This window comes from Paenibacillus sp. FSL M7-1046 (assembly GCF_038007405.1).
Taxonomy (GTDB): Bacteria; Bacillota; Bacilli; order Paenibacillales; family Paenibacillaceae; genus Paenibacillus_AQ.
In genome coordinates, this window is the sequence record NZ_JBBOXB010000001.1 from 4,685,740 (window position 1) to 4,700,413 (window position 14,674).

A 14,674-nucleotide genomic window follows, 5' to 3' on the forward strand; every position below is an offset into this window, starting at 1 on the left:
AGTATAAGTGAAAGGCGGTACTTCACAATGCAATCGGTATCCTTGGACTGCCATCAGCATATGATCGAGATACAGGATCTTTCCTTCTCTTACGGAGAGCAGAAGGTGATTTCCAATCTGAATTACACCGTTAAGGAACGGGACTTCCTGGGAATTATCGGTTCCAACGGCGCCGGTAAAACAACCTTACTGAAGATGATCGTCGGGCTCCTGCCCGCAACCAGCGGGGATATTAAATTATTCGGCCAGTCTGTCCGCAAGTTTAAGGATTGGGAGCGCATCGGATATGTCCCGCAAAAAAATGCTTTCAACCCCTTGTTTCCGGCGACGGTCCGTGAAGTCGTGCTGTCCGGCTTGTACAACAATAAGAATCTGATCCGCAGAGTGTCCAAAGCGCAGCAGCGCCAGTGTGAGGACGCCCTTGAGGTAATGCGGATTCAGGATATCGCTGAGAAAAGAGTTGGCCAGCTGTCCGGCGGTCAACAGCAGCGTGTATTCCTGGCCCGTGCGCTGATCAACCATCCGGATTTGCTCATTTTGGACGAACCTACCGTCGGTATTGATGCCGAAACGCAAGCCGGTTTTTTCGATCTCATTATGCATATGCACGCCCATCATCATATGACTTTCCTGATGGTGTCGCATGACATCGACATGATCAAAAATTATCTGGGGCAGGAGCCGGTTCAGAAAAACGGCAAAATCAATTTCTACTGCCGCCACTCTCATGACGTCCAGGATTGCGCCGTGGAGAACCTGCAGCATACACTTACCTGATCCGGGGCTGCCACATAATACACTTAATACTCCAAACCAGTCGCTGACATACAAAATAGCTGCAGTAAATTCAATAATGCCGGATACTGTACCGTTAACCATCAGTCTGCCGCATCAGCAACTCAACCAGAAACTAACTTTAACAAGAAAACGACTGATTTGGCATCTATGTACGGACTAATAACTTGATCTGCTGCATTATGTGCAGCAGAATAGCTACATATTTACTAGTTTTTATATTCTGATGTATTTCCTACACTAGAATTCAGTGAACGCACCATTATTCAGCCATATTGCTGCATTCTGCTGCACATAATGCAACAGAATTCCATATCAGCGCCAAAAGTGAGCAATCTATTGTATCATCTGCAGTAGATTGCTCTTCTCCGCTGAAACAAGCCGGTTTTACCGTTGGTCATCCATTGTACAACATAGGATGACCAGGTTTTTGATCTTAGCCTTTGATCTTAGCCTTTGATCTAGCCTTTGATCTTAGCCTTTGATCTTAGCCTTTGATCTTAGCCTTTGATCTTAGCCTTTGATCTTAGTCTTTGATCTTAGCCTTTGATCTAGCCTTTGATCTTAGTCTTTAATCTTAGCCTTTATTCAGTACCCAGATCCCGCACCGGTAAAGCGTATCCCGTAAGGGAGGAAAAGCGTTTTTTCCTCCGCAGTTACAAGATACCGCAATACACCTCTCCCACGCCAGTTGCACTTAAGCGGGTGTCCAGAGGGCAGAGCCCTTGGGGCCCTCCCTTGGAAGGGAGGGTTTGGGAGGGTTCGAAATTGTTTCAGACGAGGAGAATATATCTTGGAAATTCTATTCAGTGACTTTTTTCAGCGGGCGCTTGCGGGCGGGCTGATGATCGGCATTACCGCGCCGCTTATAGGCGTTTTTCTTGTGCTCAGACGATTGTCGATGATCGGAGACACGTTGGCCCATGTGACCATCGCAGGTGTGGCGCTTGGCTTTCTGACCGGGTTTTATCCGCTGGGGGCAGGTCTGATTTTTGCGGTGGTGGCCTCCTTTGCCATCGAAAAGCTGCGCAAGGCGTACAAGAGCTACGCTGAGCTGTCCATCGCGATTATTATGTCAGGTGGGGTAGCGCTGGCTTCACTCTTTTTCACCTTAGGCAAAGGGTATAATGCGGATGTGATGAGCTATCTGTTCGGGAGTATCTATACGCTCAATAATACAGATCTGATTGTAGTGGGTATCGTGACGATTGCCGTAGTTGTAGTTGTGACGCTGTTTTTCAAGGAGTTTTTTCTGCTCAGCTTTGAGGAGGATGCGGCGAGTGTCAGCGGCCTGCCTGTGAAGCTGCTCAACATGCTCATTACGGTGCTTACGGCGCTTGTGATCAGTACGGCTATTAAGATTGTCGGTTCGCTGCTCGTGTCTGCGCTGCTGACGATTCCGGTGGCGATCAGTCTGCTGCTGTCACGCAGCTTCAAGTCTTCGGTTGTACTGTCGGTTATCATTGCCGAGATTGCTGTTGTGGGAGGTCTGGTAGTTGCGGGGGTGTGGAATCTGGCGCCTGGGGCAACAATCGTTCTGCTGCTGATTGCCCTTCTGACCCTGACACTAATCGGCAAAAAAGGATTGCCCACGTAAGTATGTAACTAGCAAAGTGACCCTGAACCCGGAAGGAGAGCTGCCGCTTTGTCGAACCTGAATGCAGGAATTGCTTTTGCCGCTGGTGTGGCGTCGTTTATATCACCTTGCTGTCTGCCGCTTTACCCTTCGTATTTATCTTATATTACCGGGTTGTCCGTGCAGCAGCTGAAGAGCGGCAGTAACAGCAAAGAGGTACGTTTCCGCACCCTGTCGCATACGCTGGCTTTTATCCTGGGGTTTTCAGTAGTCTTTTATACGCTCGGCTTTGGGGCCGGGCTGTTCGGGCAATTTTTCAACGGGCAGCGTGATCTGATCCGCCAATTGTCGGCTATCCTAATCATTGTGATGGGACTGTTCCTGCTGGGGATTTTTCAGCCACAGTTTCTGCTGCGGGAACGCAAGCTTGATCTGAAATGGAAACCGGCGGGTTATGCCGGCTCCTTTATTTTTGGCATCGGCTTTTCCGCGGGCTGGTCACCTTGTATCGGGCCGATTCTGACGGCAATCATCGCGCTGTCTGCCAGTGATCCGGGAACTTGGTTTACGATGATTACCGCATACAGTATCGGCTTTGCCTTGCCGTTTTTCGCACTGGCCTTCTTCCTGGGCGGGGCGAGAAAAATCCTGAAATATTCCAATGTGCTGATGAAGATCGGCGGCGCACTAATGGTCTTAATGGGGGTTTTGCTGTTTACAGATCAAATGTTCCGGATAACGATCTGGCTGCAGGGAGTCACGCCGGACTGGCTGATCTTCTAGCTTAGGTAAAATAATCAATTCCCGCTTCCGGGAAATGTTCAAAAATCCGCTCTGTGATGAACTCCCGCAGGGCGGTTTGCTGTTCGTCAGGGTACACATATTTATTCTGGCCCCAGCGGCCCCATTTCTTTTTGCGCTTTTCAATATCCATCTCCAGCTTTGATTTGGGGTAACGTTTCTCAATCACGGTTTTGGCCGTTTTGGTGAAACGGTGCTGAATCATCTCAAAAGTCAATCCTTTGCCCACATCCGGCGGAAGGGTTTTGGCCAGTTTCTCCAGCAGTTCCGCATAGCCTTTTTCCCAGCCGTCATGCCAGATAATCGGTGCGATGATAAAGCCCAGCGGATAACCGGCCCGGGCTACTTTTCCCGCAGCCTCAATCCGCTCCTCAAACCGTGAAGTAGCCGGCTCGAAGTTCTTGATGACATAGTCGGCATTCACACTGAAACGGATTCGTGTATGGCCGTTATGCTTCAGTTGAAGCAGCGGCTCAACATGCTGGTATTTGGTTACAAAACGCAGCCGCCCGAGCGGCTCTGCGGCCATGAAGCTGATCAGCTCCGTCAGGGAGCCGGTAATATGCTCCAACCCGAGCGGATCTGAAGTACAGGCGGCTTCAAACGTAGTGATTTCTGGAGCGCGCTCTTCGATACATTTTTTAGCGGCCTCGATGACGTCCCCGGTGTTCACATAGACACGGATATAGGGCTTGGCCCCCAGCGTGGTTTGCAAATAACAATAATGGCAATGTCCCATGCAGCCGGTGGCAATCGGTATCGCATAATCCGCGGACGGCTTGGACTGGTCAAAGGTCAACGTTTTGCGCAGGCCGACCACCAGTGTTCTTTTGGCGATTTTGTATTGCTCAACCTCGGTTTCGCCGGGCAGGTTCGTAATACGGTTATGCGAGGTCGTCATGCGGTAGGGGATGTTCTGGGCTTTGACCCATTCCATAATCCGTACTCCTTTGGGATAATTAAGCGAATCCGGCTCGAAAAAAACCAGCTCTGGAATGAAAAGACCGGTCGGCTTTTTCTGTCTTTTTACCGCGGGACGTTCGGGCGTTACTACAGTCATGGGTTCACGCTCCTTAGGGATGAGGATATCGTTATTGTGCCGGTTAAGGGCGGAATAAAATCATGGTAATCATCGCTATGCAGGGCAACAAGGGGCCGGAGGACTTGCCAAAGAGCGGCAGAAACATGTATCATTGTTAGAGCAAGGTTGGCCCCCGCGCCACGCTCATTATAGAAAAGAGGTAAACTTGAATGCCAACACCCAGCATGGAGGATTATTTGGAGCGCATATACAAGCTCATCGACGAGAAAGGATATGCGCGGGTTTCGGATATTGCCGAGGGACTGGAAGTACACCCCTCCTCTGTAACCAAGATGATCCAAAAACTGGATAAGGACGACTATCTCATCTATGAGAAATATCGTGGGCTTGTCCTAACGAGCAAAGGTAAAAAAGTAGGAAAACGTCTCGTTGACCGTCATCAGCTGCTGGAGGAGTTTCTTGGCCTGATCGGAGTACAGCAGGAGCATATTTATAAGGATGTGGAAGGCATCGAACATCATTTGAGCTGGGATTCTATCACGCGGATTGAAACGCTGGTGGAATATTTCCGGCGCGATGAAGCACGTCTCCAGACCTTATACGATATTCACCATGAGCTGGTCAGCGATTCTTAAACGAAGCAGATTTTTCTTGCTTTGCGCAACTTTTCCAGTTTTTTTACGTCAAAACGGGTAACGTTCTTTTTTTCTATGACCCCGTTTCCAAAGCAAACGGCCGTCTCCCTTATTTAAGGACGAGAGGGCCGTTTCTTTTTGTTTATACACATTTCAGAATGTAAACCTGGGAGGAATTATGAATTACCGAAAATGGATTGTAGGATTGCTGGTTTTTGTCTTGTGCCTGTCTGTAGGGTTACCCGGTGTCCGTGCGGCAGCGGTGCCTATTACGATTGAGCTGGATGGGAAACTACTAAGCAGTGATGTGCCGCCGTACATTACCGCTTCCAACGTAACACTGGTGCCTGTAGCTGTAGTCAGCAGGGGACTTGGCGCGACAGTGGATTGGAACCAGAGCAGCAAGACGGCCACGATCAGCAAAGGGAGCACTGTGCTGAAGCTGACCAGCGGCAGCACAACGGCCCTCGTGGACGGAGCTTCTATCAGCCTTGAAACATCAGTTCAGAGCCGGCAGGGCCGGGTGATGGTGCCGCTTCGTTTTGTAGGCGAACAGCTCGGGCTACAGGTGGCCTGGAATAAGGCAGCAAATAATATTGCCCTATACTCGAATACCGAAATTATCAGTCCTGTGACCCCGTCGGTTCCAACTACACCGGAAGCGCCTGCGGTGCCAACACCTACCGTGCCAACGCCAACGGTGCCGAAGCCAACCGTTCCTGAAATCCCGTCCATTCCGGGAGCAAAAACAGGCAAGGCGATGAAAGGGGCGTGGATCTCCACCGTATTCAATCTGGATTGGCCGTCGACCTCATCGGCAAACAATGCCGACAAACAGAAGAAAGAGTTCAACACCATGCTGGACAAGCTGCAGGCCACCGGCTATAACGCCGTATTTGTCCAGGTCAGACCGTCAGGGGACAGCCTGTATCCTTCGGTGCTTGTTCCCTGGTCCAAGGTGTTAACCGGAACGCAGGGGAAGAATCCCGGTTATGATCCGCTGGAGTACATGGTTAGCAGCACACACGAACGCGGTATGGAGTTTCATGCCTGGTTCAACCCGTTCCGTGCAACCACGGATGCCAGCACTTCAAGCCTTGCCAGCAATCATGTGGCCAAGGCCCATCCGGAGTGGATTGTAAAAGCAGAGAACAAGCTGTACATTAATCCGGGAATTCCTGAGGCGCGCCAGCATATTATCGACACGGTGATGGAGGTTGTCAAAGGCTACGACATTGATGGTGTGCATTTGGATGACTATTTTTATCCCTCCGGCTCTTTCGCCGATGACACGGCGTTCAATACATATAACGCCAAGGCTATCTCGAGTAAAGGGGATTGGCGGCGGGACAACATCAATGAATTTATCCGCCAGCTAGGCCAGGAGATTCATAGCGCCAAGTCAGATGTTTCTTACGGTGTCAGCCCGTTTGGCGTGTGGCGCAACAAGAAGGCCGACAGTACCGGCTCGGACACAACGGCAGGCGTATCAGCCTATGATGACATGTATGCGGATACCCGGACATGGATCAAAAACGGCTGGATCGATTATATTGCACCGCAGATTTACTGGAGTTTATCCTTCTCCGCTGCCCGCTATGACAAGCTGGTAGACTGGTGGGTAAATGAAGTTAAGGGTACCGGAGTGAAGCTGTACATTGGTCAGGCAGCTTATAAGGTTGGAGCAAGTGATCAGAAGGCCGAATGGCAGAGCGGCGAGCAAATCATCAACCAGCTCAAATATAACGAACAGTACGATGAGGTTGCCGGAAGCATTATGTTCCGTGCGAATGATATCGTCGTGCGTGATCCGTTCGGACTCTCCAGCTTATTGACGTTCTATTTCAAATCCTGATGAATTGCCGGCAATTGCAATCATAAGAAGTCATGAAACTACCCCCGTGCTCATAGATAAGCAATAGGATCTATGGAACGGGGGTAAACTCTGTATGGAGATTAATGCTGTGTTTGAAGGCGGTGGGGTAAAGGGAATATCGCTCGCGGGAGCTGTGGAGGCGACGGAACATGCGGGCCGCACCTTTCGTAAAGTAGCCGGAACCTCCTCGGGTTCCATTATCGCCTCGATGCTGGCTGCAGGTTATAACGGTGAAGCCATGAGCCGGATTATAAAAGGAACTTCTTTTTCTTCTTTTTTGAAACGGGGAGCGTTGTACAACACAGCTTTCGTAGGCCCTGCGCTGCGGGTGATGATTAAAAAAGGCCTGTACTCAGGAGAGGCGCTGGAATCCTGGATCCGCGGCATTTTGCGGGAGAAAGGCATTGTTACCTTCAGTGATTTACCGCGCGGAAAGCTGTCCATCATTACTTCGGATATCTCGAACGGACGAATTGTTGTCCTTCCGGACGGACTGGAGGAATACGGCATAACCCCAGGCGGGTTTGAAGTCGCCAAGGCAGTCCGTATGAGCTGCAGCATTCCTTATTTTTTCGACCCGGTTATGCTGCGTTTAAGCGGGCAGGCTGCCCGGGGGAAGTCATTCACTGAACAATTCGTTTATTTCGTGGACGGAGGACTGCTCAGCAATTTTCCGTTATGGCTGTTCGATGAGAAACAAGCAGGCTTTAAAAGTCCGGGGCACAACATCCCTACAGTCGGCTATCAGCTGATCGGGAGGACGGATCCCCAGCCTCACCGGATCACCGGTCCCTTCAGTATGCTGCAGGCGCTGGTTGGGACCATGCTGTCGGCCCATGATGAACGTTATATCGAAACAGAGAAACTTGTGCGGACGGTCAAAATTCCGACACTGGGGATTTCCACAACCAGTTTTCATATTTCCCCGGTGCAGGGTGATGATCTGTACGCGGCGGGATATAAGGCGGGGGAGGAATTCTTCAAAAACTGGAGGCCGCCCGTTCACAAGCTCTCCCAGTGAGTCTCAATAGGGGACTCGCTCCCCGAGGGTCCCCATCTGGTATTAAAAAAGGCATCCCACACGTCAGTTATGCAACGTGGAGATGCCTTTTTGAAAAGATAAGAATTTATATGTTTCACGAACCTGTTAATGATATTTTGGAAGCTGATCGTCGCTTTTACCCTTGCTGCCCTCGATAACCTGGAACGGATAGCTTTTGCGTTTGCCGGGAGCGGTTTGGGCTTTGCGTACCCCTGCCACTTTAGACATGGTTTTCTGTGAAGGCTTTACTTTTGTGCGCGGTCTGCCGGGAGTCCGTGTTTTTCCAGCCGGTGTCATCTTGTAGCCATAATAGAGGAGACCGAATAACACCAAAGGAAAAATGAATACCGACAACGTTCCGAATACATCCCTCAACATTCCTGTAACGAGACCCAGTACCGCGAGCGATACCGAAATCCAAAAAATCAAAGCATGCCTCATAGGCCACTCATCCTTTCGCAGGATCCAATATGCCGCCTGACACTCTCACTTCTGAATATTCCCCTGCTTCAATTGCGGCATCAAGCTCCCGCATCCGGTTGAACGAGGCGATGGATACTTCCACCATATCATCCTTAGGTTCCTTAGTGGTGAGCAGCTGCAGCCACAGCCCCGGATAACCTAAATACTTGAGACCCGGAATGTCGCGTACAGCGTTGGTGCCCTTCAGCACTTCAAACGATACGCCAATGACGACAGGAAGGAGAATAATCCGCTGCAGTACACGCTGTGTAAGGTTATCCCAAGGGACAACGGAGTAAATGATCACACCCAGTACAATGGTCAGCATCATAAAGCTGCTTCCACAACGGTAATGCAGGCGGCTGTACTTCTGTACATTCTGAACAGTCAATTCCTCACCGGCTTCAAAAGCGCTGATGACCTTATGCTCGGCTCCGTGATACTGGAACAACCGCTTGACCACCGGGGTCTGTGAGATTGCCCATAAATAAACGAGCAGAAGAACCAGTTTAATTGCACCTTCTACGAGGTTGTGCAGAACATAGTTATCAAATGCATTGCCGAATAAAAAATCTTCAACGAATACCGGCACCAGTGTAAATATTACCTTACCGAAGAGAAAGGAGAGAATACCCATAACCGCCACGCCAAAAATCATGCCGAGGCTCCAGCCCTCATCCTTCTTCTTTTCTTTTTCTTTCTGCTGCTTGGCAAGCTCTTCCGGCTCTGTTTCATCCTCGGCATACGATTCCGCTGAGTAATTCAGATGTTTGGAGCCTTTGGCGCTGGAATCTATAATACTGACAATGCCGCGAAGCAGCGGAATCTTGCGCAGTTTAACGACCCAGCTCTTATCGCTTCTCGGCACCTCCAAAAATGTGATTTCCTGATTCTTCCTTCTTACGGCTGTTACGTTGATATGCTTGCCGCCGAACATGACGCCTTCAATAACGGCTTGGCCGCCGTAACTTGGAGTTTCTTGGGACAACCAATTCACCTTCCCATGTATTAATATGATTTATATAATACATTGTAACTAATTTATGCCCACATTGCTAGTTGGATTGCCTTTTCCTGTGCATACTAGCATTTAGAGAGCGGAGGGGCCGAAGGGCAACCCATATATTGAAAGTGAGGCAGTAAGATGAATAATGCAGGCAAACAAAAATCGCAGCATACGAACCCTTTTTATTTTGCCATTGAACTGGGCTTTTTTGCGGGAATAATCTGGGGAGGGATCCGCTGGCTGATGTATGCTTTTCATTTCACCAAGGTTCTTCCGGGTTTTTTGGCCGAGCCTTTCTTTAAACATGAATTTCTGATGACAGCGGCCGGGCATTTGGCCGGGTACCTGTCTTTTATCGTGTTCTCGGTAGCAGCATCACTCTTTTATGTGCTGATCTTCCGCAAGCTGAAGGGTCCCTGGCCGGGGATGATTTACGGTGTTCTGTGCTGGTCCGCGCTCTTTCTTGCCGGGTCGTGGCAATTTCTGATGCAGCCTCCGTTCAGGTTGCCTTGGAACTCTGTAATCAGTGAATTTTGCATCTTTTTACTCTGGGGTTTGTTCATCGGCTATACCGCGGCGATCGAGTATACGGATGAGCGGAAACGCGAGCAGCAGACAAGCCTGGCTTAATGGCCCGAAAAAACTTCTCAAGGGCATGACCCTATGTTAAAATACAATGTGGCTATTTCGAGAGGAGAATGAAAATGGGCAACGGGCGCGTCTCCAAGCTGCGTACGGTTTTGCAGGAACAAGGATTGGATGCGATGTTAATAACCAGCGGCTTCAACCGCCGCTATTTGAGCGGATTTACCGGCTCTTCCGGTTATGTACTGGTGACCGGTGATGACAGTTATCTGCTGACCGACTTTAGGTACATGACACAGGCTGCAGAGCAGGTGAACGGACTTAAAGTGGTTCAGCATGGTGCTAAATTCATTGACACTGTACGCGAACTGCTGCCGCAGGGCGGCAATATCCGTGTCGGCTTTGAACAGGATGATGTAACCTTCAGCGCTTACACCGCATATGCTGCGGCTCTGCAGCCGGCGGTACTGGTTCCAGTCTCCAAAGCGGTTGAGAACCTGCGCATGTTTAAGGACAAGGAAGAGCTGGCCGTCATGCAGCGGGCAGCGGATCTGGCGGATGCAACATTCAGCCATATTCTGAATGTGATCAAGCCCGGCATGACCGAGCGGGATGTAGATCTGGAAATGGAATTCTACATGCGTACCCATGGCGCTACTTCTTCATCGTTTGACACCATTGTGGCTTCCGGTGAACGTTCGGCAATGCCTCATGGTGTGGCAAGCAGTAAGGTCATCCAGAACAACGAATTCGTAACCTTCGATTTCGGTGCGCTGCTGGACGGCTACTGTTCGGATGTGACCCGCACCATTGCGCTGGGAACTCCGGATCCGAAGCTGAAAGAAATCTATGATATTGTGCTTGAAGCGCAGCTGCACACGCTGGCTAACATCAAGCCGGGTATGACCGGACGGGAGTGCGACGCTTTGGCGCGTGACATTATTACCCGTTATGGCTATGGGGAATATTTCGGCCACAGCACAGGCCATGGCCTTGGCATGGAAGTCCATGAATGGCCGCGGTTGTCCAAGCTTGCCGATGAAATTATGCAGCCGGGTATGGTAGTAACCGTAGAGCCGGGCATTTATTTAGAAGGCCTCGGCGGTGTGCGCATTGAGGACGACATCGTGATTACAGACAGCGGTATTGCGCTGCTCACGCATTCGTCCAAAGATTATACGGTATTGTAAGGATCGCTTGAACAGGTAAATTATTGATTCCAGGAGGGATTTTTTGTGATTTCAGTTAACGATTTCAAAACAGGCTTGACCGTAGAGGTAGAAGGCGACATCTTTACCGTACTTGATTTCCAGCACGTTAAACCAGGTAAAGGTGCGGCATTTGTCCGCTCCAAACTGAAGAATCTGCGCAACGGCAACACTGTAGAACGTACATTCCGTGCAGGTGAAACTATTGGCCGGGCGATCATCGAGAACCGTGGTGTGCAATATCTGTATGCCAGCGGTGCGGACCATGTATTTATGGACAACGAAACTTATGATCAATTCGAATTGTCTGCCAAGCAATTGGAATGGGAGCTTAATTTCCTTAAAGAAAACATGACTGTGAATATCGTCAGCTACCAGGGCGAAATTCTCGGAATCAACCTGCCTACCAGCGTTGAGTTGAAGGTTGTAGAAACAGAGCCGGGCATCAAGGGTAACACGGCTCAGGGCGCTACTAAATTTGCTAAGGTAGAAACCGGATTGAACGTTCAGGTTCCTCTTTTCATTAATGAAAACGACGTTCTTTTGATTGATACCCGCGAAGGTAAATACATCTCCCGCGCGTAAGATTTGTCCTGCCTTAACTTACATTTATACCAACCGGCCTCCCCCGCATCCTGCGGGGGAGGCTTTTGGCTATCCGGGTAAGGCAGTCTGGTAAATCAGGGAAAGAAACGGAAATTGGGCGCTTTTTTATGAAACCATTAACGCATGATATGGTTTTCGTATTATACTGGTTTAAAGCGTGAAACCAAATATAAGCTACATAGAGCGAAATAGGGAGTGAATGGGACTTTGTCACTTTATGTCATGAAATTCGGAGGCAGCTCCGTCGGCGATATTGAACGCATGCAGCGTGTCGCCAAACGCATCGCAGACAAGCAGGATGAAGGGCACCGCTGTGTTGTGGTTGTATCCGCCATGGGGGACACCACGGATGATCTAATCGATCAGGCGAAGCAGCTGAACGCTCAGCCGCCCACGCGTGAAATGGATATGCTGATGACGACGGGGGAACAAATCTCTGTTGCGCTTCTTTCCATCGCATTGCACGGAATCGGCCGCAATGCCGTATCGTATACAGGCTGGCAGGCGGGCTTCGTCACCGATGAGACTCACGGCCGGGCACGGATCAATGAAATTGATCCCCACCGCGTGCTGGAGTCGCTGGAGCGCGAGCAGATCGTCATTGTAGCCGGATTCCAGGGGATGACCCAGAGCGGCGAAATTACCACGCTGGGCCGCGGAGGTTCGGATACGACAGCTGTAGCGCTGGCAGCCGCCATCAAAGCGGATGTATGCGAAATTTACACGGATGTGGACGGCATCTACTCCACAGATCCTCGCATCGTGAAGAGAGCGCGTAAGCTGAAGGAAATCTCTTATGATGAGATGCTGGAGCTGGCCAACCTGGGAGCGGCAGTACTGCATCCGCGCGCCGTGGAATATGCCAAACGATATCAAGTGAAGCTGGTCGTCAGATCGAGCTTTAACCATAATGAAGGTACTGTTGTGAAGGAGGAAGCGAGCATGGAGCAGGGAGTAGTAGTTAGCGGAATTGCCTATGACAAGAACGTGGCGCGGATCAGTATTCTGGGAGTGCCTGATGTTCCCGGCGTATTGGCCCAAGTGTTCGGCAAGCTGGCTGAAGAAGGCGTTGACGTAGATATTATCGTACAGAGCGGCGTGCAGAATGAGAAAGCGGATTTCTCCTTTACGGTGGCGCTTAGCGAGCTCGCACGGGCCAAGGAAGTGATCGAGGGGCTGCACAGCGCCCTGCCATACCGTGAAGTCACTTCAGAGGATAATCTCGTCAAAGTATCGATCGTAGGCGCAGGCATGGTCAGCCATCCGGGTGTGGCCGCGCAAATGTTCGAGGTCATTTCCCAAGAGGGCGTAAGCATCAAGATGGTCAGCACCTCCGAGATCAAGGTATCTTGCGTGATTGAATCCGGCAATCTGCAGCAGATCATTCAGGCGCTTCATACCGCCTACAATCTTGATACAGAGGAGCAAGCCTTCGTCGGCGGTCCGCAGGACCGCCGCTAAGGAATGCTCTCGACAAGACGATCATAGTAAAAAGTCCTATTCCCGCTATAGAAGTGGAGAATAGGACTTTTTGTTATGGGCAGCTTTCCGCTGCTGCTATCCGAGACGCCGGAACCGGCCGACAATCTCTACGGTCTGCAGAACATTGACGAAGGACTTTGGATCGGTTTCCAGAATTGTTTTTCTCAGTTCGGCAAGCTCATATCGGGTCGTTACAGTCATGAGCATTGTATTGCCTTCATGGCTGTAGCCGCCTTCCGCATTGACGACGGTAACGCCGTGAGGCAGGAGCTTGAGGCGGGTCAGCATCTTTTCCCGTTCCTTCGTGACGATGAAGCAGGTCAGCTTGATGTGGCGGCTGTGGATCATATCGACTACACGGCTCTTGACGAAAATACAAAGCATAGCGTAAAGGGCAGAATCCCAGCTTTTAAAGAAGCCGAGGCTAAGGATTACCAGACCATCCATTACAAAGAGTACGGTGCCCATTGGAATATCGTGTTTGCGCGTAATAATAGAGCCAAGTATATCAAAACCCCCGGAAGAACCCCCTGCACGAAGCGAGAAGCCTACCCCGCCCGCAATTATTACCCCGCCGAAGATACTGGCAAGGATCGGGTCCTTGGTCAGTTTTACCAGCGGGATGACGGTCAGAAACCAGGTAGTGGCTAGTACCGAGAGCATGCTTAAGCAGATATATTTCTTCCCTACGGCAATGAAGCCCCAGATCAGAATTGGAAGATTGATACCAAAATAGAACAGTGAGATGTACTTCGGATTCGTTAAATAACCAAGGATGGATGCCGTCCCTGCTACCCCGCCACTGAGCAGCTGATGAGGAATAAGGAACAGCCGGAGTCCGCTCGCCACCAGAAAGGCCGAGAAAATAATGATGGCCACATCCCTCACCTGTTTGGCTACTGTGTTTGAAACAAGCGGCACTACGAAATTACGAACTTGCATGACATAAATCCCCTCTTTTTCCGATGTCTTTATCCAACTATAACAATGTAACAAGAAGCTTGAAGCGATAAGTCCGGTTGTAGTTTATCCCACAGGCCGCCCTTATATTTTCCAGCTCCTTTTTTTCAGGCACTGCAAAATTTATTTTATCATACTGATGATATTTTTTTATAGAGGGATTCACTATGATTTCTTTCACATCTTCCAATTGATAACCGCCCATTTCTTATTGTCTAAAGTAGGCAAGTCCAGCATATCCATGGATAACAGCAAGTTTTCCCGCGGGTGAAGTCTGGCAGGTTGCAATTCAATTTCCAATTGTAAAAAAGGAGTTGAACAGATTGGACAAGTATGTGAGCTGGATGGCGGCGCTTCGGCTGCTCTCAGGCAGTGTGGAAGTAACGGCTGCGCTGATCATGCTGCGGCTGAATCAGGTGGACAAGGCACTGGCGGTCAATTCCGGGCTGGCTCTGGTCGGACCTACGATACTGATCTTAACGACGGCGGTTGGACTCACAGGGATGGCGCAGGAGCTGTCCTGGGGCAAGCTGGGCTGGATTGGCTGCGGGGTAGCCTTTCTCTTAATCGGGATTCTGAAAAAATGATAGATGATAGT

The 14,674-nt window shown here is 50.1% G+C and carries 16 protein-coding genes; 11 read left to right on the top strand and 5 right to left on the bottom strand.

The features are described from left to right. Positions 1–27 precede the first annotated feature (27 nt). From NYE29_RS20580 to NYE29_RS20590, 3 genes are all read left to right on the top strand, one after another. Positions 28–777 (top strand): metal ABC transporter ATP-binding protein, encoded by a 750-nt coding sequence (locus NYE29_RS20580; protein WP_076108873.1) that lies wholly within the window; start codon positions 28–30, stop codon positions 775–777. 811 nt (positions 778–1,588) lie between these two features. Continuing rightward, on the top strand, positions 1,589–2,392 hold the full coding sequence (locus NYE29_RS20585) for a metal ABC transporter permease (RefSeq protein ID WP_038594950.1): 804 nt from the start codon (positions 1,589–1,591) through the stop codon (positions 2,390–2,392). Positions 2,393–2,440: 48 nt separating this feature from the next. Beyond that, positions 2,441–3,154, top strand: a complete 714-nt coding sequence (locus tag NYE29_RS20590) for a cytochrome c biogenesis CcdA family protein (protein ID WP_038594949.1) — start codon at positions 2,441–2,443, stop codon at positions 3,152–3,154. A gap of 1 nt (position 3,155) precedes the next feature. Here NYE29_RS20590 and splB read toward each other — a convergent pair whose 3' ends face one another. Then, positions 3,156–4,232, bottom strand: a complete 1,077-nt coding sequence (gene splB / locus NYE29_RS20595; RefSeq protein WP_340897289.1) for a spore photoproduct lyase — start codon at positions 4,230–4,232, stop codon at positions 3,156–3,158. A 191-nt stretch (positions 4,233–4,423) separates the two neighbouring features. Here splB and mntR point away from each other — a divergent pair, with 191 nt between their 5' ends. The 3 genes from mntR (at position 4,424) to NYE29_RS20610 (ending at position 7,746) form a co-directional block, all read left to right on the top strand. Further along, positions 4,424–4,849 carry a transcriptional regulator MntR gene (gene mntR, locus NYE29_RS20600; protein WP_038594947.1) on the top strand — a complete coding sequence of 142 codons (426 nt, stop codon included), beginning with the start codon at positions 4,424–4,426 and terminating at the stop codon, positions 4,847–4,849. Positions 4,850–5,027: 178 nt separating this feature from the next. Further along, positions 5,028–6,704, top strand: a complete 1,677-nt coding sequence (locus tag NYE29_RS20605) for a family 10 glycosylhydrolase (protein ID WP_038594946.1) — start codon at positions 5,028–5,030, stop codon at positions 6,702–6,704. 94 nt (positions 6,705–6,798) lie between these two features. Next, entirely contained in the window at positions 6,799–7,746 is a 948-nt protein-coding gene (locus NYE29_RS20610) for a patatin-like phospholipase family protein (protein ID WP_038594945.1), read from the top strand. A gap of 126 nt (positions 7,747–7,872) precedes the next feature. Here NYE29_RS20610 and NYE29_RS20615 read toward each other — a convergent pair whose 3' ends face one another. Further along, positions 7,873–8,208 (bottom strand): hypothetical protein, encoded by a 336-nt coding sequence (locus NYE29_RS20615; RefSeq protein ID WP_340897291.1) that lies wholly within the window; start codon positions 8,206–8,208, stop codon positions 7,873–7,875. Between the two features lie 7 nt (positions 8,209–8,215). Then, positions 8,216–9,166 carry a DUF1385 domain-containing protein gene (locus NYE29_RS20620; RefSeq protein ID WP_144024220.1) on the bottom strand — a complete coding sequence of 317 codons (951 nt, stop codon included), beginning with the start codon at positions 9,164–9,166 and terminating at the stop codon, positions 8,216–8,218. Positions 9,167–9,373: 207 nt separating this feature from the next. Between NYE29_RS20620 and NYE29_RS20625 the strand changes: the two genes are divergently transcribed. The 4 genes from NYE29_RS20625 (at position 9,374) to NYE29_RS20640 (ending at position 13,095) form a co-directional block, all read left to right on the top strand. Next, positions 9,374–9,865 carry a YqhR family membrane protein gene (locus NYE29_RS20625; protein ID WP_340897292.1) on the top strand — a complete coding sequence of 164 codons (492 nt, stop codon included), beginning with the start codon at positions 9,374–9,376 and terminating at the stop codon, positions 9,863–9,865. A gap of 74 nt (positions 9,866–9,939) precedes the next feature. Then, complete coding sequence (locus NYE29_RS20630; RefSeq protein ID WP_340897294.1) at positions 9,940–11,010, top strand: M24 family metallopeptidase; 1,071 nt, start codon at positions 9,940–9,942, stop codon at positions 11,008–11,010. Between the two features lie 45 nt (positions 11,011–11,055). Further along, on the top strand, positions 11,056–11,613 hold the full coding sequence (gene efp / locus NYE29_RS20635; protein ID WP_076108880.1) for an elongation factor P: 558 nt from the start codon (positions 11,056–11,058) through the stop codon (positions 11,611–11,613). Between the two features lie 228 nt (positions 11,614–11,841). Continuing rightward, entirely contained in the window at positions 11,842–13,095 is a 1,254-nt protein-coding gene (locus tag NYE29_RS20640; protein ID WP_076108881.1) for an aspartate kinase, read from the top strand. Positions 13,096–13,191: 96 nt separating this feature from the next. Here NYE29_RS20640 and NYE29_RS20645 read toward each other — a convergent pair whose 3' ends face one another. Then, complete coding sequence (locus NYE29_RS20645; protein WP_052092222.1) at positions 13,192–14,058, bottom strand: YitT family protein; 867 nt, start codon at positions 14,056–14,058, stop codon at positions 13,192–13,194. Between the two features lie 37 nt (positions 14,059–14,095). Continuing rightward, positions 14,096–14,281 (bottom strand): hypothetical protein, encoded by a 186-nt coding sequence (locus NYE29_RS20650; protein WP_340897295.1) that lies wholly within the window; start codon positions 14,279–14,281, stop codon positions 14,096–14,098. Between the two features lie 118 nt (positions 14,282–14,399). Here NYE29_RS20650 and NYE29_RS20655 point away from each other — a divergent pair, with 118 nt between their 5' ends. Next, positions 14,400–14,663: a YqhV family protein gene (locus NYE29_RS20655; RefSeq protein WP_445322178.1), complete on the top strand. Its 264-nt coding sequence runs from the start codon at positions 14,400–14,402 to the stop codon at positions 14,661–14,663. Positions 14,664–14,674: the final 11 nt, after the last annotated feature.